General features: G+C 40.5%; 16 protein-coding genes. 12 read left to right on the plus strand and 4 right to left on the minus strand.

Annotation, left to right across the window (positions count from 1 at the left end; translation table 11 throughout):
• Nucleotides 1-165: 165 nt before the first annotated feature.
• Nucleotides 166-1,590: a PLP-dependent aminotransferase family protein gene (locus tag AU377_RS04710; RefSeq protein WP_067404953.1), complete on the minus strand. Its 1,425-nt coding sequence runs from the start codon at nt 1,588-1,590 to the stop codon at nt 166-168.
• A gap of 121 nt (nt 1,591-1,711) precedes the next feature.
• On the opposite strand from AU377_RS04710, the gene gabT reads away from it, so the two are divergent.
• The 10 genes from gabT to AU377_RS04765 all read left to right on the plus strand — a co-directional run bounded on the left by gabT (nt 1,712) and on the right by AU377_RS04765 (nt 16,530).
• The gene (gene gabT / locus AU377_RS04715) at nt 1,712-3,007 is read left to right on the plus strand and encodes a 4-aminobutyrate--2-oxoglutarate transaminase (protein ID WP_253724386.1); all 1,296 of its coding nucleotides are present in this window, start codon (nt 1,712-1,714) and stop codon (nt 3,005-3,007) included.
• Nucleotides 3,008-3,040: 33 nt separating this feature from the next.
• Nucleotides 3,041-4,444: an NAD-dependent succinate-semialdehyde dehydrogenase gene (locus AU377_RS04720; RefSeq protein WP_067404956.1), complete on the plus strand. Its 1,404-nt coding sequence runs from the start codon at nt 3,041-3,043 to the stop codon at nt 4,442-4,444.
• Nucleotides 4,445-4,503: 59 nt separating this feature from the next.
• The gene (locus AU377_RS04725) at nt 4,504-6,024 is read left to right on the plus strand and encodes an aldehyde dehydrogenase family protein (protein ID WP_067404960.1); all 1,521 of its coding nucleotides are present in this window, start codon (nt 4,504-4,506) and stop codon (nt 6,022-6,024) included.
• Nucleotides 6,025-6,125: 101 nt separating this feature from the next.
• Nucleotides 6,126-7,274: a saccharopine dehydrogenase family protein gene (locus tag AU377_RS04730; RefSeq protein ID WP_067404964.1), complete on the plus strand. Its 1,149-nt coding sequence runs from the start codon at nt 6,126-6,128 to the stop codon at nt 7,272-7,274.
• Nucleotides 7,275-7,382: 108 nt separating this feature from the next.
• Nucleotides 7,383-9,455, plus strand: a complete 2,073-nt coding sequence (locus AU377_RS04735) for a hydantoinase/oxoprolinase family protein (protein WP_067404967.1) — start codon at nt 7,383-7,385, stop codon at nt 9,453-9,455.
• A complete protein-coding gene (locus tag AU377_RS04740) occupies nt 9,452-11,212 on the plus strand; it encodes a hydantoinase B/oxoprolinase family protein (protein WP_067404970.1) in 1,761 nt (586 codons plus the stop codon). Before AU377_RS04735 ends, AU377_RS04740 begins: the two co-directional genes overlap by 4 nt.
• Nucleotides 11,213-11,668: 456 nt before the next feature.
• Nucleotides 11,669-13,159, plus strand: a complete 1,491-nt coding sequence (locus AU377_RS04750) for a sodium:solute symporter (protein WP_067404976.1) — start codon at nt 11,669-11,671, stop codon at nt 13,157-13,159.
• 44 nt (nt 13,160-13,203) lie between these two features.
• A complete protein-coding gene (locus AU377_RS04755; RefSeq protein WP_253724387.1) occupies nt 13,204-14,400 on the plus strand; it encodes a class II histone deacetylase in 1,197 nt (398 codons plus the stop codon).
• A 318-nt stretch (nt 14,401-14,718) separates the two neighbouring features.
• Nucleotides 14,719-16,140: an APC family permease gene (locus AU377_RS04760; protein WP_253724388.1), complete on the plus strand. Its 1,422-nt coding sequence runs from the start codon at nt 14,719-14,721 to the stop codon at nt 16,138-16,140.
• Nucleotides 16,141-16,254: 114 nt separating this feature from the next.
• On the plus strand, nt 16,255-16,530 hold the full coding sequence (locus tag AU377_RS04765) for a putative sulfate exporter family transporter (RefSeq protein WP_067404980.1): 276 nt from the start codon (nt 16,255-16,257) through the stop codon (nt 16,528-16,530).
• 73 nt (nt 16,531-16,603) lie between these two features.
• Here AU377_RS04765 and AU377_RS04770 read toward each other — a convergent pair whose 3' ends face one another.
• Together AU377_RS04770 and AU377_RS04775 are read right to left on the minus strand one after the other, a co-directional pair.
• Nucleotides 16,604-16,825 carry a DUF2187 family protein gene (locus tag AU377_RS04770; RefSeq protein WP_067404984.1) on the minus strand — a complete coding sequence of 74 codons (222 nt, stop codon included), beginning with the start codon at nt 16,823-16,825 and terminating at the stop codon, nt 16,604-16,606.
• 232 nt (nt 16,826-17,057) lie between these two features.
• Nucleotides 17,058-18,464 carry an amino acid permease gene (locus AU377_RS04775; protein ID WP_067404986.1) on the minus strand — a complete coding sequence of 469 codons (1,407 nt, stop codon included), beginning with the start codon at nt 18,462-18,464 and terminating at the stop codon, nt 17,058-17,060.
• A 422-nt stretch (nt 18,465-18,886) separates the two neighbouring features.
• On the opposite strand from AU377_RS04775, the gene AU377_RS04780 reads away from it, so the two are divergent.
• Both AU377_RS04780 and AU377_RS04785 read left to right on the plus strand, forming a co-directional pair.
• A complete protein-coding gene (locus AU377_RS04780; RefSeq protein ID WP_067404989.1) occupies nt 18,887-19,087 on the plus strand; it encodes a DUF3311 domain-containing protein in 201 nt (66 codons plus the stop codon).
• The gene (locus AU377_RS04785) at nt 19,084-20,553 is read left to right on the plus strand and encodes a sodium:solute symporter (RefSeq protein ID WP_067404992.1); all 1,470 of its coding nucleotides are present in this window, start codon (nt 19,084-19,086) and stop codon (nt 20,551-20,553) included. The genes AU377_RS04780 and AU377_RS04785 overlap by 4 nt, the downstream gene beginning before the upstream one ends.
• Before the next feature lie 36 nt (nt 20,554-20,589).
• Here the strand turns inward: AU377_RS04785 and AU377_RS04790 are convergent, their stop codons facing one another.
• Entirely contained in the window at nt 20,590-22,242 is a 1,653-nt protein-coding gene (locus AU377_RS04790) for a PucR family transcriptional regulator (protein WP_067404995.1), read from the minus strand.
• Nucleotides 22,243-22,274 lie beyond the last annotated feature (32 nt).

The raw sequence follows: 22,274 nt of genomic DNA on the forward strand, positions 1-22,274 counted from the left end.
TGCCGTTTTAAATTGTCGGATGCCTGTGCGAGAAACTGGGCGCCCGCTATTCTCTATTAAACAACCGAATAATTCTTGTGCGAGACAACTGTAAGATTGGAAGCTACGTTGCTTCGCTCTATATCTTCCCGTGAAATTTCAATCAATGACAGCAATGTCACAATTTTAGTTTGAAATGATCTGATACAATCGTTCCACTGCCTCCTCCATTTTTTCTACTTCAATACTGGCGAATCCAATGACCAAAGATTTTTCATTCTCATTATCCCTTTCATTTGTTAATAAAAAACGTTTCAATGTATAAACCTCCAGTTTATTCATCTCAGCTCGCTCTTCTATTTCGCTATAACTTTTCTTTGTTTGAAATGTAGCAAAAAAGTGAAGACCTGCCGGAACATCTTCAATATGAATCCGTGTACCAAAACGATTCCGTAGTTTCTCGATTAATACCTTCCTTTTTACTTCATAGTGATTATTCATCTTTTTTAGGTGTTTTCCGTATTCACCGTCTTCAATAAAGTAGTGTAATGTGTAAAGACTAAGTGTATTGCTTGAATGAATTAAATCTGCATTTTGTTTCTTATATACTTTTAATAGATCCGAAGGTAAGACCATGTAACTAATACGAAAACTTGGTAATAGCGTTTTTGAAAATGTTCCGGTGTAGATCACTCGATTACTACGATCTAAACTTTGTAATGAAGGAATATTATCGGTTTTATACTTAAATTCACTGTCATAATCATCTTCAATAATATATCGATTTGTTGATTGCGAGGTCCAATTCAATAGTTCTATTCTTCTTGAAATAGGCATGATTTTACCAGTTGGAAATTGATGTGATGGTGTTACAATAACAAATTTTGCGCCCGAAGACTCGACTTTTTTTATATCAATTCCATCTTTGTTTAATTGAATCGGCTTTACATCCAGATTCATTTTCTTTAATAGGTTATAAAAACGGGAATAGCCAGGATTTTCAATTGCTATCACGGTGTCAATGTCCGAGGTACTTTGTAAAGTATTCATTAATTGTTGAATAAGTAACTGCGTGCCGGAACCGATAACAATTTGTTCCGGTTCACATATAACACCGCGATTTAATTTGATTAATCGAGAAATCGTTTTTCGTACTAAATAGGGGCCTTGAGAATTAGCAATTTCAGAAAGTTCTGTTTTGTGATTCGAGATTGCCTTTTGTTTGCTTTTGATCCACGTATCGAAAGGAAATTTGGAAATATCAGAGGTCATATGTGAAAAGGAAAGCCAACCTTCTTTGTCGGAAGTCTGTTCTTTTAAATCATCGGGTAATTTACGACTTGTGAGATCCTTATCTGTGAACTTTGTTATCTGTTCGACATAGTAACCCTTTCTTTCGATTGAATAAATATATCCTTCGGCAAGTAGTTGCTCGTAAGCGTTCGTAACAGAATTAACACTTACTCTTAATTGACTGGCAAGCTTTCTTTTCGACGGTAATTTTTCATTGGTTTGTAAGTCGCCTTCTAAAATTTGTTCCTTGATCCCTTTGTAGATTTGTTGGTACTTGTATTGGTGATTACCATTCTTGCCAGCATTTTTAAGTAACATAATTAATTCCCCCTTCTGCTACTCTTTAGTTGTCTGGTACCATAATAAATTTATTCTGGTACTTTTCATTGTATCAGATAATTGCGATACTTGTCTCAAATCTGATAAAGGGGGATTCATCTTGGTAATAAAAGCAACTGAAGATTTAGTGAGTAAGAGAAATAAATATGTTCCGAAAGGCGTTAGTAATGGTAATTTACATATTGCTCAAAGCGCTTCGGGAGCAACAATTATAGATACAAATCAAAGGGAATGGATCGATTTTGCCAGTGCAATCGGAACATTGAACGTGGGGCATAGTCATCCGAAAGTGACGGAAGCGGTTTCAAAGCAAGTGGAAAAATTCTTGCACCCTGGATTCAACGTAATAATGTACGAAGAGTACATTAAGCTTGCAGAAAAGTTATGTGAAATAACGCCTGGTGCGTTTGAAAAACAGGCTGCACTTTTTAATTCGGGTGCAGAAGCCGTTGAAAATGCAGTGAAAATTGCACGGAAATATACAGGGAGACAAGCTGTTGTTTCTTTTGTACGGGGTTTTCACGGCAGAACAAATTTAACAATGGGGATGACGAGCAAAGTTAAGCCTTATAAATTCGGATTCGGACCATTTAGCCCTGAAATTTACCAGGCACCATTTCCTTATTTATATAACAAATCAAATGAACTTTCAGAAGAAGCCTATGTGGAGCGTGTAATTGAAGAATTCAAAGACTTCTTCATTGAAACAGTTGCACCCGAAACTGTCGCTTGTGTTGTCATGGAACCAGTTCAAGGCGAAGGCGGATTTATCATCCCTCCGAAAAAGTTTGTTCAGGCTGTAAGCACTTTCTGTGAAGAGCATGGAATTGTGTTTGTCGCAGATGAAATTCAAACAGGTTTTGGAAGAACGGGTAAGTTATTTGCGATGGAGCATTTTGACATAGAACCGGATTTAGTGACGGTTTCAAAATCTTTGGCCGCTGGTCTTCCGTTAAGTGGAGTAGTGGGAAGGAAGGAAATTATGAATGCTGCAGATCCTGGTGAATTAGGTGGTACGTATGCGGGAAACCCAGTTGCATGTGCAGCAGCGCTTGCTGTAATTGACATCATCGAAGAAGAAAATTTACTGCGGAAGTCAGAGGAGATCGGCCGTGAAATCGAACTGAAGTTACAAGATTTAGCCAGAAAACATGAATATGTAGGGGAAATTCGTCGCTTGGGATCAATGGTCGCAGTAGAAATTGTGAATAACCGCGAAAATAAAGTTCCCAATAAAGATAAAACTGGGGAAATCATCAAATACGCAAATGACAATGGTCTTTTACTTCTTTCGGCAGGTATCAAGGGGAACGTCATCCGTTTTTTAACGCCATTGGTAATCACAGAGGAAGAGTTATTTAAAGGACTTGCCATTTTAGAAGATTCATTTACTTGATCGAAGATGATATGAAAAAAGGAGCGTGGAAAAATGTTAACGGCAACAAGTGAAAATATCATTGTAAAAAATCCAGCAACAGGTGAAGTTGTTCAAGAGGTAAGAAGACATTCGAAAGAAGAAGTAAATAAAGCTTTAGAAAATGGACACAAAGAATTTAGTAGATGGTCCCGAATTAACGCGCATGAGCGTTCACGATTATTAAGAAATTGGTCCAATATTATTCAAGAAAACAAGGCGGAAATTGCAGAAATAATGACGCGGGAAAATGGAAAACCCCTTAAGGAATCACTGGGTGAAGTAAATTATGCAACAAGCTATATCGATTGGTATGCGGAAGAAGCCCTTCGTATATACGGCCGCACAATTCCGGCAAATAGCGAATCTAAACGGATTATTGTAAGTCGCCATCCAATTGGTTTGGTGGCTGCAGTCACACCTTGGAATTTCCCTGCCGCAATGATGACGAGAAAGGCAGCGCCTGCCTTAGCCGCAGGCTGTACATTCGTTGTAAAGCCTGCGGTAGAAACGCCGCTTACAACGATTAAATTGGTAGAGCTTGCCCACGAAGCAGGGATTCCAGAAGATGCAATTCAGTATGTGAATGGTAGTGGAAGCGTCATTGGAAAACTGTTTACTGACAGTCAATATGTTCGAAAAATAACATTTACAGGCTCAACACCGGTAGGTAAAGCATTAATTAAAGACAGTGCAGACACGGTGAAGCACGTCACAATGGAACTAGGCGGGCATGCGCCATTAATTATTGCGGAAGATGCAGATATTGATTTCGCGGTAAGTCAAACGATTTTATCAAAGTTTAGAAATGCGGGTCAAACTTGCGTTTGTGCAAACAGAATTTTAGTCCATGAAAATGTAGTTGACGATTTCGCAAACAAATTAACAGAAGCGGTCAATCAGTTAAAAGTTGGAAATGGATTAGATGAAAGTACGGATATCGGCCCGATTATTAATGAAAAAGGTTATGAAAAAATTGTAGAGCAAGTTAATGATGCTATTAATAAAGGGGCAGAGTTGCTCACGGGCAATCAATATGAAGTAAATAAAGAACAAGGTTATTATTTCGTGTATCCGACAGTACTCAAAAATGTGGATGAGCGAATGGTTATTATGCAGGAAGAAACGTTCGGCCCGATCGCACCGATCACAAGCTTCAAAACACTAGAGGAAGCTGTTGAAATCGCCAATAGTACACTATACGGTTTAGCTGCCTACTTCTTTACGAACGATTACAAGGTCGGAACATACCTTCATGAGAATCTAGACTTTGGCATTATTGGCTGGAATGACGGTGCACCATCAGCAGCCCACGTTCCTTTTGGGGGAATGAAGGAAAGTGGACTTGGACGTGAAGGCGGTATAGAAGGAATCGAGCCATATCTGGAAACGAAGTATTTGTCGATTGGTAATTTGTAAGAGATGCTGTCATGCATTATCCAATAGTTTCCGTGATCCTGGAGAAAGGGGAATGATCAATGAGTCAAGTAAACTATCTATCTAAGGTTGGAAAATGGTCCAATCCTACTCACATAGGGCAATTATATATTAATGGCGAATGGGTTGATCCTAGTGAGAATAGAACAATTCCTGTAATCAATCCAGCCATGGGCGAAACAATAGCAGAGGTGGGGTTAGCAAGTCAAAAAGACGTTCAATCAGCGATTCTTGCGGCACGTCAAGCATTCGACGATGGAGTGTGGCGTTCTACATCTCCCCATAAAAGAGCTAAATTACTCTCGAAGCTTGCAAGTAAAATAGAAGATGACTTAAATAACCTAGCTGAAATTGAAACAGTAAACAATGGAAAAACATTAAGAGAGGCTAAGGGCGATGTTGAAGAAGCGGTAAAAACATTTCGGTATTATGCTGGGTTGGCCACGAAGCCAACCGGCGAAACGTTCGAAGCCGAAGAGCCTTTTGTTGCAAGGGTCGTAAGAGAGCCGATCGGAGTATGCGGTCAAATTATTCCATGGAATTATCCACTGTTGATGGCTGCATGGAAATTGGCACCGGCACTGGCGGCTGGGAATACTTGTATTTTAAAGCCGTCTGAAATAACGCCGCTAACTGCTATTCGTCTGTTTGAGTTGATCGATGAAGTAGGATTTCCGAAAGGCGTTGTCAATTTAGTGAATGGCACGGGTGTCGAAGCGGGTCAGCCCCTAGTTGAAAGTACTCTCGTTGATAAAATTGCCTTTACGGGTGGGACGGCTACTGGGAAGACAATATTGGAGAAATCGGTTGGAAACTTAAAGAGGGTTTCCCTTGAATTAGGTGGTAAATCACCGAATATCATCTTTGCGGACGCTGATTATGAAAGTGCCTTAGATTATGCCACGTTTGCTATTTTTAATAATGCCGGCCAAGTTTGCTCCGCAGGATCGCGATTATTAGTTGATCAAAAGATCTATGATCAATTTATAAAAGATCTTGTGGAAGTGACAAAAAAGATACGTGTTGGGAATGGATTAGATCCTTCTTCGGAAATGGGCTCACTTGTTAGTGAACAACAATTAACCAAAATCAAAAATTACATTGAAATCGGAAAAACAGAAGGGGCAAAACTGGTGTGCGGAGGTAACCGTTTGCGAACGAATGGACTTGAAGATGGTTTTTTCATCGAACCGACTATATTCGTAGATGTAAAGCCCAAATCAAGAATTGCTCAAGAGGAAATCTTTGGACCCGTTCTTTGTATCATTCCTTTCGAAACGGAAGAAGAAGCGATTAACATCGCAAATGATTCACCATTTGGATTGGCAGCCGGCATTTTTACATCTGACGTATCGAAAGCGGAACGCGTCGCAAAGGCAATCCGGGCGGGTGTCACTTGGATTAATACCTATGAACAAAATTTAATAGAAGGTCCATGGGGTGGTTACAAGGAAAGCGGGATTGGCAGGGAGCTTGGAATCTATGGCTTCAATGAATATACAGAAGTAAAACAGATTATTAACACATTAAAGGTAGAACCGACTGGATGGTTTTCTTCGTAATAATCAGCCAAGTCAAAGGAGAATTACTTCTGGATTAAAAATACCAGAAATTTAAAATTTTAAGAAATTCATGGAGTTATTACAACTTAGGGGGAATTCCAATGAGCAAAGTAGTCGTATTAGGTGCAACAGGAACAATCGGGCAAGTAATCGTAAAGGATCTAGTCGCAAGCGGGGTAGAGGTAGTAGCCGCGGATATGAATGAAGAAAAATTGGTAGAGTTGAAACAATGGGCGGACGATAAAATTACAACTGCCGTTTTAAATATTAAAGATGAGCAGAAAACACAGGAAGTGCTAAGCCTTGGAAAAGTGTGTGTCAATGCAACAAACTATATTTTTAATATCGATGTCATGAAAGCAGCGGCGGCTGCAGGTGTCCATGTCCTAGACCTTGGCGGGCTTTACAATCGTACGAAAGAGCAGCTAAAACTTGATGATGAAATGAAAGCAGCAGGTATTCTAGCGATTACTGGAATGGGGTCTGATCCAGGCACTTCAAATATATTAGCGCATTATGGCGTCAATCAATTAGACAAAGCGGAAGAAATTCATATTCGCTACGGCTCCACGACATCGGGTGCGACATTTACATTTGCAATTGACACGATCATTGATGAAGCAATCAAAAATGCATTGGCGTATAAAGATGGAAAATTGGTTGAAATTCCTCCACTTGGAGATGAAGAAGATACGGTGTTCCATGAGGATATCGGTGTACAAAGAACATACTCGATTATCCATTCCGAATTAGCGACACTGCCTGTAAGCTTTCCCGAGCTGAGGACAGTTACGTACAAAGATACTTGGGATCCGGCGACAATTGAAAAGGTCAGAACATTAGACGCCCTTGGACTTCTGGATGAAGAGCCGGTTCAAGTAGGGGGACAGGAAGTTGTTCCAAGACGTCAAACGGTTTCGTTGATGCAAACAGTTCTAGCGAAAAAAGAACAGCCGGTTTGGGGAACAGATGCTTTATTAGTGGAAGTGAAAGGCATTAAAAATGGCAATCCATCCACTGTCAAAATGCAGCTTTTAACAGAACCGAATACAGAATGGAACACGAGTGCAACGCAATACGCGACAGCGATCCCGGCTTCGATTGTTGCACAAATGATCCTGAATGGAGAAGTTACGGAAATAGGTGTTAAACCGCCTGAGCGCTGCATCGATTCTGAAAAGTTCCTTTCTTATCTGAAGCAGAAAAAAGTAAAGCTAGTCGTTACGCAAGATGAAAGTGTAACGGTGTAAGATATAATTGAATAGTTTCGAATAGTTCCAAATGACATTGAGCATTCGGAACTATTTTGAAATAAGAAAGAAATTTACGAATTACAATACAAAAATGGGGTGAAGTCAATGGTTGCAACGAAAGAAATTCAACAAGAAGATGTCTACGTGGGGATTGACACAGGCGGTACATTCACCGATTGTATTTTATCGCAAAAGGGAAAAGCGCCGATCGTTATAAAAGTACATTCTACGCCATCCAATCCGGCGGAGGCAATTTTGGAGGGGTTAGAGCGACTCAGCAAATTAGCAGGAATTCCAATTCAAAAGGTCAATTCCATCTCCCATGGCACGACAGTCGCAACAAATGCGATGTTACAAGAACAATGGGCCAAAGTAGGGCTTGTCACGACAAAAGGGTTTCGGGACGTACTGGAAATTGGAACGCAAATGCGTCCAGAACTTTATCAACTGCAACAGCAGAAACCTGCACCGATCGTACCCAGAAACCTCCGTACAGAAGTGGCGGAACGAATGGCCCCTACAGGAGAAATATTGGAAAGCGTCAGTAAAGAAGAAGTCTATACAGTTTTGAAAGAACTAATTACCGAAGACATTGAAAGCTTAGCAGTTGTCTTATTGTTCTCTTATGCAAATGCTGAACATGAATCGTTAATCCGGGAAGTGGCGGAAGAACTTGCACCCGATCTGTATGTTGGGATTTCATCGGAAATCAGCCCGGAGTTCCGTGAATATACGCGTACATCAACAACTGTCATTAACGCTGCTTTAACACCAATCGTGCGGCGGTATATTCGCCATCTACGCCGGGAGTTAAAAAACAAGGGAATTCAAGGAAAGTTAAATATTATGCAATCTAACGGCGGAATTATTTCCGGTGAAGCAGAGGTAGCGGCACATAACCTCGTCTTAAGCGGTCCGGCTGGAGGGATTGTGGCAGCGGCGGAAATTGCCAAAAATGCAGGGTTTTCAAATGTACTTACTTTTGATATGGGCGGAACAAGTTCAGATATCGGCATCATTATCGACGGAGAACCGCAAGTAAGCGAAAAGACAACAGTTAACGGCGTTTATCCGCTGCAAATACCGACGGTTGATATACATACTGTTGGTGCAGGTGGGGGAAGTATTGCCTGGAAAGACTCGGGTGGTGCATTAAAAGTCGGCCCTAAAAGTGCCGGTGCAAGTCCGGGTCCAGCTTGTTATGGAAAAGGCGGAACAGAACCGACTGTAACAGATGCCAATCTTCACCTTGGCCGTCTAGATGCACAAAACTTCCTGGGCGGCGAATTTACCGTCTACCCTGAAAAATCGCAAGATGCATTGCAAGCATTAGCCGACAATCTTGGCCTAGATGTTGAGCGTGTGGCATTAGGTATTTTAGATGTTGCAAATGCGAATATGGCCGGCGCGCTTCGTGTTGTCTCAAGTCAACGCGGTCATGATCCTAGGGACTTTGCACTCATTGCTTTTGGTGGAGCAGGTCCTTTGCATGCAACGGCATTGGCGCGGGAGCTTGGCGTGAAAAACGTCATTATTCCAGCAACACCCGGCGTCTTATGCGCCCATGGTCTTCTATTAAGTGATGTGCGTCATGATTTTACACATACCGAAATTGTTGCGCTTGAAAAGGCAGATTCGTTACAGCTTGAACGAAGTGCAGCGGAATTGGAACAGCGGGGCATGGAACGTTTACGTGAGGACGGTATCCCATCGGATCGCGTACGATTAAATCGCACATTGGATCTTCGCTACAAAGGACAAGAATACTATTTGAATGTACCAATTGAAGGGAAAATAACAAAAGAACTACTAGAACAAGCGATGCAAGACTTCCATACCGTGCACGAAAGGACATATGGACATGCGGCTGTACATGAACCGGTTGAAATGGTTAATTTACGTTTATCTGCTTTTGGGGAAGTGGAACGGATCGAGAGCCATCCGAACAACGGAAAAAATCTCACAAATGGCAATGCCAGTTATCGTTCTGTTTATTTTCAACAAGGTGGATGGACAAATACGCCAATCTATAAACGGGAGCAATTAGGGGTCGATGTGGAAATTAAGGGACCAGCCATCGTGATGCAAATGGACACGACGATCGTTGTAGAACCTGGGCAGTCGATGCGAAACGATGCACAAGGAAACCTTATTATTTCATTGGGGGGAGACAAATGAGTCAACAATCACAACTGCTCATAGAAAAAACAAGTGAAGAACAAGTGGTTGACGCCATTACATTAGAAGTTGTATACAGCAGTTTACTTGCAGCAGCCGATGAAATGAGTGGTGTCCTTGGTCGAAGCGCCTATTCGCCCATTATTCGTGAAATGATCGACTATTCCTGTGGGATTTTTGATCCGGTTGGGAACTTGATCGCACAAGCGGAAAACATTCCTGCGCATTTAGGATCGATGGGCAGTGCATTACGTGAACTTTTCCGTGATTTCCCTCCGGCGTCTTATAAGCCTGGAGATGCATTTTTAGTCAATGATCCATACAGAGGCGGCCAGCATACACCTGATTTACATGTCTTTACGCCAGCTTTTCATGGAGACAGGCTTGTTGGCATTTGTGGAACGATTGCGCATCATGCAGATATGGGTGGGAAAAACCCGGGGACGGAAGGGTTTGATAATCAATCTATTTTTGAAGAAGGACTGCGGATTCCGCCCGTCCAATTAGCTGATTCAGGAAAAATTAATCTAGCCATTATGACGATCATCGCAGGAAATGTACGGGAACCAAATGCAACGATGGGTGATTTGCGCGCACAAATTGCGAGCTGTCGATTCGGTGAGGGACGTTTGACGGAGTTAGCGAACAGGTATGGCTTTGACACATTGTTAGCCGTTATGAAGCGTTCTATGGATTATTCTGCACTTCGAATGCAAACCGAGCTGGTGAAAATGAAAGATGCCGAGTCGAGTGCCATCGGTTGGCTCGACGATGACGGCGCAGGCGGGGATCCTGTTAAAATTTGCGTGAAAGTGACCAAAAATGATCAGAAAATAACCGTCGATTTTACCGGCACGGATCCGCAAATGGCCGGTGGGATGAACGTCCCTCCAGCGGCAGCGACTTCCGCCGTTCTATATGCCATTAAAAGCGTGGTAGATCCAGAAACGCCGCAAAACCAAGGCTGTTTTCGTCCGATCGAAGTCGTATTGCCGAAAGGAAGTGCTGTAAATCCTCATTTCCCCGCGGCAGTGAGCTTGCGGCATTTAGCTGTTCAACGGATTGCAGATACGATTTTACGTGCACTGGCCAATTTATACCCTGACCGAACAGCAGCAGGTACATTTGTCGGCTTCTCAAGCCTAGCCATTGATAGCTGGCATCCTGTACATGAAAATCCAAGAGTGATTCAAGATGACTTAGGCGGTGGAATGGGTGCTCACCCGAATGGGGATGGGATCGACGCAGTAGATACGCATTGCGGAAATGTCGCAATTTTACCGGCAGAGGTTTCAGAATTATCGTACTTAATACGCGTTCGTTCTACGGAACTCATTCCTGACTCAGGCGGTCCGGGAAAATGGCGCGGAGGACTCGGCATTAGAAGAGAGTACGAAATTGTCGAACGATCACATAGCGGACTTGTTTATACAGAGCAATCCAATCCGGATTTTGCCCCTTGGGGAATGAATGGCGGCGGTTCTGGTTCCCCGGCAAGTATTAAGCTTGTTCGGCAAGGCGGCGAAGAAATCGAAATGGGTAAATCCTATTTTGAAGCACAGCCGGGAGATCGCATTATTATTGAAACATCAGGCGGTGGTGGATATGGTGATCCGAAAACCCGTGAACCGCAACTGATTTACCAAGACGTTCTTGAAGGTAAAATAAGTGTTGACGCCGCAGAAAATATTTACGGCGCGGTTATTCAAGATAGCCAGGTGGACGTGGAGGCAACGATTCTAAAACGCTCTAAGTAAATAATTGATTCGGGGTGATATATAAGTGAATTAAGCACCCCGAATTCAATTTCTGGGGCTTGGGGTATGGGAATTTATTGGATTTTTATTGGTTTTGCTTACATGGACTAATAAAGACTGAAAAAATTGTAGTGCGCTTTTGATATAAACTGCAGCATCTACTTTAAAAAGTTGCCTGTTATTATTCGCTAAATGGTTCTTAGTGGGCCAGCAAGATCATTCCAATGTAGGAGGTAGTTAAATGAGTCGAGGAAAGGTAACGTTAATTTTTTTCATATTTTGTTGGTCAGTTTTAAGTACACTAGTAGTTCCACCAATATTTCAATATTTCAATAGAATAGAGCCTCGGGTATTTGGGATACCATTTTTAGCATATTGGATTTTGCTTGTTTGCATCATTTTATCATTGACCCTAATTGTATGGTATATCGTTGAGGACAAAAGGGGTGAATTAGATTGAATACGATACTTCCAGTAATTATCATAGCGGTTTTTATATTAATAAATGCCATTGTGATTAGGCTGTTTCATAGGAAGCAGAATAGTTTTGAAGAGTATGCCGTTGGAAGTAGATCATTCCCTTGGTTCTTAAGCATGTTCGGTTTTCTTGGTTCGTGGTATATTGGATCGGTCTATACGGGATGGTTTGGAGATTCAGCTACAATAGGAGTTTTTGCCCAATATCTTGCAATATATTCAGTTGGAACGATGATTACCATGTTTATTATGATTCGACCAGTCTGGATATGGGGTAAAAACCATAGTTTGGAAACGAATGGAGATCTGGCCGCATTAAGGTATAATAGTAAGTCTTTTGGATTGTTTTTAGGGTTAACTACTTTTCTTTTTTGGACCCCGTGGCTTGTTATTGAATTAAAGACACTAGGTTATTTAGTTTTTGCTGCAACAAATGGGGTTATACCATTTAATTTAGGTTTAATAATTGTCGGTTTATTTGTAGTAATTTATTCCTGGCTGGGTGGTGTAAGGGCTGGTGTGATTGGAGATCTAGTTCAAGGATTATTTTTCACCATAATAGGAAGTGCCACAATAATTTTTTTGTTCTATAAAGTTTATGGCGGTATAATTCCAATGTTTGATAATTTGGTTGAAAAATCGCCCGAGTTATTAATCATTCCTGAAAATATCGGCCCATGGATCTGGTCATCAGCTATTATTACCGGTGCATTTGGCGGAATGATGAACCCAGGTATATTTAATCGATTGTATATGGCTAAAAGCGTAAGGGCTGCAAAAAAATCAGCATTAGTTGCCCCGTTAATTGGATCAATGTTTACGATTTTGATTTTATGGTTGGGATTAGGTGCCACATTATTAGAAGGTTTTCCTAAAGATGCTCAATCCGGAGCCTTTTGGATAGCTGCGAAGGTAGGTCCTATTGGTTTAGGGCTTATGGGGGTGTTTGCACTAGCTGCTAGTATGTCATCAATTACAGCATGTGTGTCTACATCTGCTGCGATTATTGGAAAGAACTTGACAGGTAAAATAAGTAGGGAAAAGAAACTTAAATATGCTAAACTTTCCGCGTTGTTACTTGGGCTAATATCTATTGCAATTGCTACTGTAGATATTCCAAGGCTAGTTGCAGTTATTATATATGTGTATGAATGTATCGCACAAGCCGCTGTCCCTTTAATATTAGGCCTTTATTGGAAAAGGGGAAATAAATACGGTGCATATGTGGGCACAGTAATCGGCATGGGGATTGTTATTTTAAACGGACTATTTCCATGGCTTACCTCGTGGGCAAACGGTGTATCAGCGGGATTGATAGGTTTAATGTTTAATTTAATTTTTTACATTGTTGTATCACTTGTCACACCTAGGCAAAGCAATGTTGATCAATTGTTCGAAGAGTTGGAGTCTCCGAATAGACGGAATGTTAGTACATCAATAGAGGCTGGCGAAGTTGAAATTAACGCATAGCATAATAGGTACTTGAGAACCGGGTTCCTGAGGAATTTGATCTTATGATGTTATTGATAAAACTTGGAAAGAAGGGATTTTTTATGAAACGTACTGCGTATATCTACGATGAAAGCTATTTTTGGCATAATACAGGGCATGGAGCTCTATTTATTCCTGCTGGGGGATATGTGGAGCCGGATAGTTATGTCGAGAGCCCGGAATCAAAAAGAAGGGTGAAAAATCTCTTAGATAGATGTGGGTTAATTAAAGAGCTAGACGTAATCAATCCGAGGCATGCAAGTAAGGAGGAAATTGGATACTACCATACGCCTGAATATATTAATAAAATTAAAAGTTTGAGTGATAGTGGGGGCGGGGATGCAGGTGATTCTTACACCCCGTTCGGCAAAGGGTCTTACGAAATAGCATCACTTTCAGCAGGTGGAGCTATCACCGGAGTTGATGTTGTAATGGAAGGACGGGTGAAAAATGCTTATGTAATGTCAAGACCCGCAGGTCATCATGCAGAGGCGGATTGCGGTAGGGGCTTTTGTATCTTTAATAATGTTGTTATCGCGGCAGAACATGCAAGAAAAAAGTATGGAATTAATAGAATAATGATTTTAGATTGGGATGTGCATCATGGTAATGGAACTGAAAGCGCATTCTATAATGATCCAAATACATTATTTGTTTCACTTCATCAAGAGTATAATTTTCCATCTGACAGAGGATTTGCGGAGCATATTGGAGAAGAAGCGGGAATTGGATATAACGTAAATATCCCCCTTCACCCTGGTACGTCTAATGCTGGTTATATTTATGCTTTTGAAAAGTTAATAGTCCCTATAGCCAATCGATTTAAGCCAGAATTAATTATTGTCTCGGCAGGCCAAGATGCTAGCATATATGATCCACTATCTAGGATGATGGTGACAACAAAAGGTTATAAAGAAATGACGGAAATAGTTAAGGGGATAGCAAACCGACATTGTAATGGAAAATTAGTATTTTGTCATGAGGGTGGCTATAGCACTGCTTATGTTCCTTTCTGCACACTAAGTATTATTGAGTCTTTAAGTGAAATTGATTCAGGTGTAGAGGATCCCTTTGGTATATTCCATGCTAATATGCCTGTTATAGATAGACTCATGGATCATCAAAAAGAAAGCGTAGATAAAGTAGTTGAACTACTTTCACCTTATTGGAATCTAGATAAGGAAATAGGTAAAGCGGATGTCCTTTCGAATGTTAGGTAATTATGAAAATGAGATCCGCAATCGATCTTACGATAGTCGAATAAGGTTGTGGGGTGTTTACAGGGGGTAAGGGGAACAAATAAATACTAATTTAAAACTACAGTCTATTTGGTTTATCAAAAGTTCGCTACGCTAATTGTTATACCCACAATAGCCGCCCAAGGGCTATGCTAAACATAAAAGTCAGATCGAGGGTAAAACTTGTCACGTCAATATTTAGGGATTTCGGTGTCGTATGACAACCCGCTTTAATCCTAGAATATCTGGGGTGGCAAGTTTTTATTTGACAATCCGCAATTGAAGGGGGAGATCTTAAAGATGGGAATGGATCAGAAATCGAATCAGGGTAATCAAACAGTAGAAGAATTTGGATATAAGCAAGAGTTGAGCCGTTCACTTTCATTTTGGGATTTACTAGTTTACGGGTTGTGCTTAATGGTACCGATTGCCCCATTTGCTATCTATGGATATGTGGCGCATGCTTCCAATGGAATGGTTGCACTTGCTTATCTAATTGGTATGGTTGGTATGATTTTCACCGCACTCAGTTATGCCAGGATGTCAGAGGCGTTCCCGATTGCAGGCTCTGTTTATTCCTATGCACAGCGTGGAATAAATGAATTTGTTGGATTTTTTGCAGGTTGGATTTTTTTGCTGGATTATATTTTTGTACCAACGTTAATTTACTTAGTTGCAGCTGCTGCAATGAGTAGTATTTTACCGGGAGTACCAATGGTAGTTTGGATAATTCTCTTTATCGGTATTACTACGGTACTAAATATATTCGGTGTGAAAATTACAACTGCGGCACTTAAGATTATTTTGTTTCTGTCAATTGCAGTGCTACTAACCTTCATAGCATTTGGTATTATTGCTATTATGAATGGGATAAATGGTGCTGAATTCTCCTTTAAACCAATTTACAACCCGGAGTTCTTTAGTATTGGACTTGTCATGTCTGCAGTATCGATAGCTGTATTAAGCTTCTTAGGGTTTGATGCTGTTTCAACACTTGCCGAAGAGTCAAAAGGCGACAGGAAAGCAATTGGAAAGGCTATTATTATCTCTTTGATTGTGATCGGTATATTATTTGTTGTGCAAACATGGATTGCTTCACTCATAGTACCAGACTTTAACTCTTTTACAGATCTTGATACTGCATTTTATGCGGTTGCTGAAATAGTGGGTGGACCATGGTTGAAATGGGTCGCTGCATTGGTTGTTGCAATTGCTTTCGGGGTTGCGGACGCATTGATTTTCCAAGCTGCTATATCTAGACTTTTGTACAGCATGGCAAGGGATAAGAAGCTGCCTGCAGTATTTGCGAAAGTACATCCAAAATATCAAACACCTTATACAAGTACGATTATTGTAGCCATTATTTCATTAATCGTTGCGACACTATTTACATCACAAATGGACAATCTAACTGCGATTGTTAACTTTGGAGCATTAACGGGATTCATGTTATTACACTTATCTGTCATTAATTATTTCATGCGGCAAAGAAAAAGTAATGATTATATGAATCACTTGGTTTTTCCGATTATTGGATTGATTATCATCGGATATGTATGGATTAGTTTGGCACCTTTAGCTAAAATCATAGGTGGTATTTGGATCGCTATTGGCGCGATCTATATGATCTATTTGAAAATGAAAAATAAAGAGGCATTTTTATCCAGTTCCAAACCTGAAACACAGAAAAACTTCGGAGAGCTAAAAATTGACAACGACTAATATTTGGAGTAAATGTATGATGTAGATTATTATACATCTGATTAAATAATTGAAAGCTAGGACGTTAGACACTATAGTGTCTAACGTCCTAGCTTTCGGCTTAAAGGTAAACAGATGAATAAACAGAAGGGCGGGTTGCCAATCTCATGGTTCATCTTTGGCTTTTGGGCAATGGGCGCGTTAAACACAACCGGCATCGTTTCAGAAAACTCCGCAACTCAAATCGTCTCACTTTCTCATTTACTCATGGCAATGGCGATGGCGGGGCTCGCCCTAAACGTCAATATGGTTGCTTTTAGAAAAGCGGGGATGAAGCCTTTCACAGCCTGCTTGGGCGGAACGCTCGTTTTAATTGGCGTTTGTTATACGGCTATACAATTATTTCTTTGAATAAAAACCAAAAATAGGTGCGGCAAAACGACTATTTTGCTGCACCTGTTTTTAGTTGGGATCTTCTTATCTATCAAACAACCGAATAATTCTTGTGCGAGACAACTGTAAGATTGGAAGCTGCTTGAATTAAATCTGCATCCTTCGGTGAAATTTCAACAATGACAGAGTTCTCCAATATTTTCACGATTGTTCCGTTTACTTCGTGGTCATTGCGAATAAATGAAATCTTTTCATCAATCTCTCGTTCCGCAACAAAATCGCAAACTTCCTTCGTTCTACGTGGAAATGACAAACCAAAAACCCCCTCATTTCTTTTCATCTCTCAAAATAAAAAGAAGCTCAGGCGTGTATCCTAAGCAATCTGAAATCCAAGTAATTCGATCGATGAATACTAATAGTATAACATATTTTGAATGTTTATTCAAAATGGCGTATGGAAGGGGAGTTGGACAGAAAAAATGCATTGATTCGAAGCGATATGTTGGCTTCGAATCAATGCATTTTCAAAATTCTATTGTTATGATTTACCGAATCGTACGAGTAGCCTGTGCAATACTTTTCTTCACTGGATCGTTGTGAGTTTTCTTCCGCGCAAACAAGAAATATGAAGAAATCGTAATTGTCGCAATCAGTAAGGTGAGAACCGCTTGCACGCGCAATGATTCAATGATAAGCATGGCGACATAGATCGTCGAAATACTAATGATTGTAAAATAAGTTAAATACGGAAATAACCACATTTTAATTTGAAGTGCTTCTGGGTTTTCCTTTTCAAATTTTCTGCGCATCCGTAAATGTGAAAAGGCGATAACGAGATAGACTAATAAAGCCACTGCCCCAGATGAGTTGACTAAAAATAGGAAGATTTTATCAGGCGAAACATAGCTGAAAATCACCGCGATATACGAGAACACCGTACTAAACAGAATCGCTCTTACGGGAACACCTTTTTTGCTGAGCTTTAAAAACGCTTTTGGCGCATCGCCTTTTTTGGCCATTCCGAACAGCATTCTGGAGTTCGCGTAAAGTGCTGAGTTCAAGCAGGAAAGCACAGCTGTTAACACGACAAAATTCATAATTTGTGCAGCTGCTGGAATTCCAATATGATCTAGCACCGCGACAAATGGACTCACAAGAATATTAGTAGAATTCCATGGCAACAATGTAACGACAATTGCGATAGAACCGATGTAGAAGATAAGGATTCGCCAAATTACACTGTTTGTTGCAATACGAACGGCTTTTCCAGGGTGATCTGATTCACCAGCAGCAATCGCGACGATTTCAGTCCCCATGAATGAAAAGATTACTACTGTTATGCCTAGCAGGACGGAACTGATTCCAGTTGGCATGAATCCACCATTACCTATAAGGTTAACGGTTCCTGGAGCCCCCACGCCTGGATACCATCCGAAAATAACACAAAGGCCAAGAACAAGAAACAAACCAATACTAACGACCTTAATAAGTGAAAACCAATATTCAAATTCCCCAAAGGACTTAACTGAAAAAAGATTCGTGAGTGTTAGCAACACGGTTAAAATGAGTGCCATAAGCCAAAGAGGAAAATCGGGAATCCAATATTGCATGATCGCAGCACCTGCAATTGCTTCAATTGCAATGACAACGACCCAAAAAAACCAATAGAGCCAACCGATCGTAAATCCTGCCCACGGCCCAATTGCTTCATTTGCATATGTAGCAAACGATCCGCTTGTCGGATAAGCGGCTGCCATTTCACCGAGCATTCTCATGACTAAAACAACAAGCGTCCCCGCAAGTGCATACGACACAATAGCGCCGGGTCCCGATGAGTTAATAACTGCACCGCTGCCGATGAATAATCCAGCGCCGATAACACCGGCAATTGAGATCATACTAATGTGACGAATTTTCAAATCTGGATTTAACTGTCCTTGTTCTGTCGACATATTGCATCCCCCTATGATTGAAAAACTGTTTTCTTGGCCGCCCTAGTTTACTTGCCTCCTTTGATTGCAAGCGGTTCCAATTTACTGTTCTCTGAATATTCCACCACTACGATGTTAATCATACACGATCGTGCTTTTAAACAAATAGACAAATTGTTAAAAAGGTTCTGAAAGAAGTAAACAAAACGTTAATATTTCGGAAGAAGAAATGAATGAATAAGCTTGGAGGAGAGGAGGTGGATGAACTTTCTTTCCCGTATTGCAGGGATCAGCAGCTTTTGATAGTATAAGCTGATTGGACAAACTGTCCTCGTTTCAAAGGGGATCGCGCACATGAAGTCCAATTTATTGGAAGCAATTTTCTAATGTGGTTATTAGGAATGCTTTAAACAAGTCCGCTAATTAAGACCAAGAGGTGTCATATGAGATCAATCAAATTGCTAATCGCTGTTCCTTTTCTCGGATTTTTAGGGTTTTTGCCATGGGCGAATCGGATAGAGCCTTATGTGCTCGGCATGCCATTCTTGCTCTTTTGGCTCGTGCTTTGGATGGTTATTTCACCAATCATTTTAATGATCGTTTATAAATTGGATCCGGATAATCGAGAAGGGGAAACAGAATGAACATATCGCTGCTGATAGTCGGTTTATTTATGATCTTGGCACTTTTCTTGGGCATTATATCTTCAAGGGGAAAAGAAATGAGCATGGAGCAATGGACTGTTGGGGGACGGGGCTTCGGCGCGCTTATTATCTTTTTTCTTATTGCTGGTGAAGTGTATACAACCTTCACGTTTTTAGGCGGAAGCGGATGGACATATACAAGGGGAGCGGCGGTTTACTACGTGCCGGCGTATATTTTCCTTGCGTATGTTTTGTCTTATTGGTTCGTTCCTAAAATATGGAGATATTGTAAAGAAAACAATTTAATCTCCCAGCCAGATTTCTTTGTTGCTAAATATAAAAGCACAGCATTAGGTATTTTAGTTGCCGTTGTCGGCTGTGTTGCTATGGTGCCATACATTGTTATTCAATTTAAGGGGCTTGGGATTATTGTTTCGTCTGCCTCTTATGGTTCGATTTCTCCGACTGTTGCAAGTGTTATCGGTGCAATTGTTGTAGCGACCTATGTAATGATTTCTGGCATTCATGGTTCTGCGTGGACCGCGATTATTAAAGACTTTATGATATTAATTGTCGTCATTTTCTTAGGTATTTATATTCCATTTCATTATTATGGCGGTATTCAGCCAATGTTTCAGGCTGTTGAAATGGTGAAGCCCGAATTACTAATATTATCGGATGCTGGATTAAGTCCTTCTTGGTTCATCTCTACGGTTATTTTTACCGCGATCGGTTTTTACATTATGCCAACGTCATTCATGGTTATTTTGTCCGCTAATGGTGAGAAGAACTTGAGGAAAAATGCGATTACGCTGCCGCTCTATACGATTCTATTGTTGTTCATCTTCTTTGTTGGGTTTTCCGCCATCACAATTATTCCTGAATTGGGCGCCGCACAAGGAGATATGGCATTGTTAACATTAGCCATAAAAACATTTGATCCCTGGGTGATCGGCATTATCGGTGCCGCAGGTTTGCTGACGGCACTAGTGCCTTGTTCTGTTATGCTCATGTCCATTGCAGCGGGGTTAACACAAAACGTATACAAAGTAATTGTGCCAAATGCGTCGGACAAACAATTGCTTCTTGTTTCAAAGTTGCTTATTGTAGTTCTTTCAATGATTGCACTTTATTTTACAATTACAGGCGGAGAGGCCATGGCCATGCTAAACATTATGGCCTATAGCTTAATCGTTCAATTAGCGCCAACCCTTTTCTTTAGTCTGATGAAAAACAATTTTATTACGAAAGAAGGGGCTTTTGCAGGGATCATTACAGGTGTAATTGTAGTTCTTTTCATGACGATCAATGGATTAGGAATTGGAGACTTGTTGCCGACTGCGCCGCAGTGGATACAAGACATTAATGCTTCATTTATCGCGTTAATCGTAAATATTGTACTTATGCTTGTGACAAGTGTTGTGGCGAGGATGTTTATTTCTTTTAAACAGCCAGGAGTAGAATGAGAAATCCTTAACAAATGAAAAATCACTCTCGGCACTTTAGCCTGAGAGTGATTTTTTATTTTCTTTTTTATTTGGATAGAGCAGCTGATACGCCATAATGGCAACTTCCAATGTCAATCGTTTCGATGGTTCCATAAAATCACTGCCAAGTAATGATTCGATCTTTTCCAATCGATGGTAAAGTGTTTGCCTGACGATGAAAAGGCGATCGGCAGTCTCTTTTTTCGCACCACCGCATTTCAAATAAAACCGAAGCGTTTCAAAGAGGTTACTTTCCATCTTCTCATCATAAGCAAGCAATTCTGCCAAGTAATCTTGAACATATGCTTGAAGGTAATTTTTATCGTCTACTAAAAGCAACAAGCGGTAGACGCCTAAATTTTCATAGAAAACAGTGTCGATAATTCCTGTGTTACGCATTTGAATGACCTTTAACGCCTCTTCGTAACCTTTTTGCACGTCGGTGATATTTTTATAAACCATGCTTAAGCCGAACGAACAGCTGCTTCCTTTTAAGTACGTATGTTCATTGGTGTTTTGAATTTGCTGGATGACGTTCACGAATCGATCCTGTTCATTCTTTAAATGGTCTGCTGCGATGAAGGAAGCGATGACCGCTACGCTGTTTTTATTTGACGAAACTGCTGGAAAGAACCCGTTTCGCTTGAGCAGTGTTCGAATCATCATCGACCGCTGTAGTTTAATTTCCTCCCAACTAGCTTCATCTAAATGGGATTCTGGGTGATCCACTTGTATGACAAATACACGGTAATGCATATTGCGGCTCATTGAAGGTAAATATGTTTGAATATCATCTTGTTCGACACTTCGTCCATTTAATAAATTACGAATAAACTCATCTTCGTTATTTTGCTTACGCTCCTCAATTGTACGGTTTCGAAGAGTGATTTGCGCAATCGCTAATGCAGCTCGATCTAGCATAAGAAATGTAAATTCATCCGTCTGTTTTTCAGTTGCCTCTAAACATAGATATCCCAATGTTTGTCCAAGTCCCGTGACAGGCATAAGTGCAAGGTTTTTCCCGTCTACTGACAATTGTTTTTGTTCGATCTGATCGTGCGGAGTTATTTCCATATACGTTCGAATAGAAGTTTCCAAGTTTTTTACGTTGGATGGATAATAGTATGTCTTCGCTTCATCGGAAATAAAGACAATACCCTTTCCGAAAAGCTGATGCAGCTCTTGCAATATTTTTAAAATCCCATTAGGCATTAAAGACAGGGCGCCTAGTTCCCTTGACATTGTATCGAGTTTTGACAACATTTCATGATGTTGATTAATAATATGGGTGTGTAAATCTTGTGTAATATCCACAAATTTTACGGTTTTATCAAATGTGATAATTGGGAAGTTATACAGATTAGCCAATTGAATGACTTCAGGTGGAAATGATTGGAAAAAGTCCCCGATTTCAATACATAGACAAGCGACCTCTCGTTCTATTAATTGACTAATAAACATCAACTGTGTCGGAATGTCTTGTTGTAAACCAATACCTGTCGTTAAGATCATTTCGCCTCCGTTAATAAGAGAACCAAAATCTTTTACTTCTAATATATGAGACCATTTTACTTGTCGGTCTAATCCACTTTTACCCGCAATGACTGTCGCATCTTTAAATGACTGTCGCACAAGGATATCACGAACAGTTAACGTAAACTCCTTCATGTAAATGCCCTCCATAACGTTAAAATAAAACT

It is taken from the genome of Sporosarcina sp. HYO08, from assembly GCF_001563475.1.
Classification (GTDB): Bacteria; Bacillota; Bacilli; order Bacillales_A; family Planococcaceae; genus Sporosarcina.